At 55.1% G+C, this 2,390-nt stretch carries 2 protein-coding genes; both read left to right on the top strand.

The features are described 5' to 3' along the window. Window positions 1-1,504 (top strand): hypothetical protein (locus DUT91_RS25935; RefSeq protein ID WP_160113719.1); only part of this gene is annotated, 1,504 nt, incomplete at its 5' end. Between the two features lie 249 nt (window positions 1,505-1,753). Further along, window positions 1,754-2,390, top strand: a 637-nt coding sequence (locus DUT91_RS25705; protein WP_147272299.1) for a fascin domain-containing protein, incomplete at its 3' end; no start/stop codon positions are given.

The raw sequence follows: 2,390 nt of genomic DNA on the forward strand, positions 1-2,390 counted from the left end.
CGCTCTCTTCGCCTCGGCGGCGGATTTGGATCCGGCCAAGTCCTATATCGTCCACTGGAAATTGGGAGCTGCCAATACCGCTGTGACATTTACCGCCAATGACCAGGATGTGTTCTCCTCGGGGGGGGATGATACCAAAGGCAACAATTGGGGGACGCTGGTTGTAAACAGCGGCGGCAACCCTGCGCCGATCGCCCTGATCGCCGAGCTTTTCCCAATCGGCGCTGATGTCGAAACCGACACCCCGCTGGCTACGGCCACGAGAACCGTCAAACTTCAGGATTTGTCGGGATCGACCATGCCCGGCATCCCTGAAACGACGCCCGTGACGGCGGCGGGAACCAAACCGGCGACCGGAAATTATAGCGCATGGCAGGTCAACGTCGCGGACATAAACAGCACCCCCGTCGCAGGCGTCGACGTGTTCTGGAGGGTTTCTCCCGCCTATTTGGGACTGACCTTCTGGGCCAACGCCACGACCCCGTTGTCCACGGTCCAGGCCGGCGACAATATTTTCTATGCTTTCTCGACGTCAGCAAGCGGCGGTGCTGCCAAAGCTTGGGTTATGTCCGATAGACCTTACGCACTCACGGCTCTTCCAAGGGTGAACAACGCGGATATGGGTTTCGTGGATACCCTCTTTTTCGCAAGCGCGGACTATACGGGCGGTTCGATCAACGATCTCGGTTGGGGTGAATTGATACCTGCCGGCATTCAGAGTTATAAATATGGCACATATATCGAGCTGAACCCGCTTGCAGATGCCTTCAACACCGTTCTCGCCGGCCCATGGCCCAGTAATGAAATTTACCCTCAGATAGCCACGAACGCGACCTACTTTTTTGTCCTGAATAACGAGGTCGGCGACCAACGCGGCAACCTGCCGATTTCATCCGCGTCGATCCCCTACAACTATCTCAAGCCTTCGATCAAAGATCTGGAAACCGCTCCGCCACAATCAATCGAGAATTTTCTCGGACTTTTCGTGCAAAATCCGGACGGCACCTTGTTTGGCTCAAAGTCTGCCCGCAAGTTCTATGCAAAAGGAGCGGGATTGGCCAACCGGCCGCCCGAGGAGCCGGACGATGGCGCGCGCGATGGGGATCTGCCTCAGGCGACGATCCTTTATCTGGCCAACAGCGGCATCACGAGGGACACGCTCACTTATGGCGGGGACGGACTTGCCGTGCAGCTGAAAAAAATACCGGTTCATCAAGGCAAGACCCTTACCTTCCTGTTCTATATGAATGGATATCAGCCGGCTGCGCAGAGTAAAGACGACGTGCGTCAGGAAAGCCCGTTGAGCAATTCGAACTATAGGGTCGCGACAACGGTTTCCGCGACGGGCGCAAGCAAGGTCAAGCTGGCTAGCAAATATGCGTTAAACTTTGCGTCATTTATGGGCGACATGAAGATATCCTATGTCGATTATTATATTGAAGACCCGGTCGGCACCAAAGTTTACGGTCCCTTCCCAACTGCCCAGGCCTCGACCAGCACCTGATAGTGACGAGGCATAAATCATTGTGCCGTCGGGCGACTTGGCCTGATGCCGCATAAGACAGGCCGGCGCATTGGTTATGCCAGTGCGCCGTCTCCCCCAGAGCCTCGGCATCGTCGCCGGTTCCGCCAACGGAACCCTCAAGTCGCGAACAGGCTCCTGGCGACGGGCAGAAGGCCCGACCGGCCGCGCTGAACGACGACCATTCGTTCACTCAGATAACCGAGCAAAAAATCCAAAGGGAGAATTATCATGACAAACGGTACCGGCAAGCCGACTACGCCTAGCCAGACCCCCGATAGGGCGGCGGCGGGCGCCGTCCTATCGGCGGACAACGGGCAAACATACTTTGCCTATCTGCGGACGGCCGATGGACAGTATTACCTTCAATATGATCCATCAAATAACTCTGTTCACAAGATTACACAAACACCGGATGCCAATTGCATATTTACAATCGTCCCATACCAGGCCCTTTGGACGATTCAAGCGCCAAATGGACAATATATCTATGGTGGAGCTGTCTTGGACGACGGTTACTTATACCCACAACTCTCCACCGTTTCGCTACAATCCTATTTTATTAATTTTGATTCTTCGGGAGGAAATCTGGCCAACATCTTCATGCCCGGCCTCGGCGACCAGGGCGGCCCCAATCTTTTAATTCTTACATCTTCCCCATTCCCCGGATACGATCCAGGGGCGTGGTTTAATTGGAATATTTCACAACAGATTATGATCACGCCGGTTGAGAATCCCAAGGGCGTCATCACGATCAGTTCGCCGCAAGGGAACACGCTTACATGCGGCAATTCGTATCCGCTGAATGGGAATTACGTGCATGCCAGTGGCGGAGCGCCGTTCCAGCAGGCGGACATCGTCTGGTCGG

It is taken from the genome of Paramesorhizobium salinisoli, assembly GCF_003335045.1.
Classification (GTDB): Bacteria; Pseudomonadota; Alphaproteobacteria; order Rhizobiales; family Rhizobiaceae; genus Paramesorhizobium; species Paramesorhizobium salinisoli.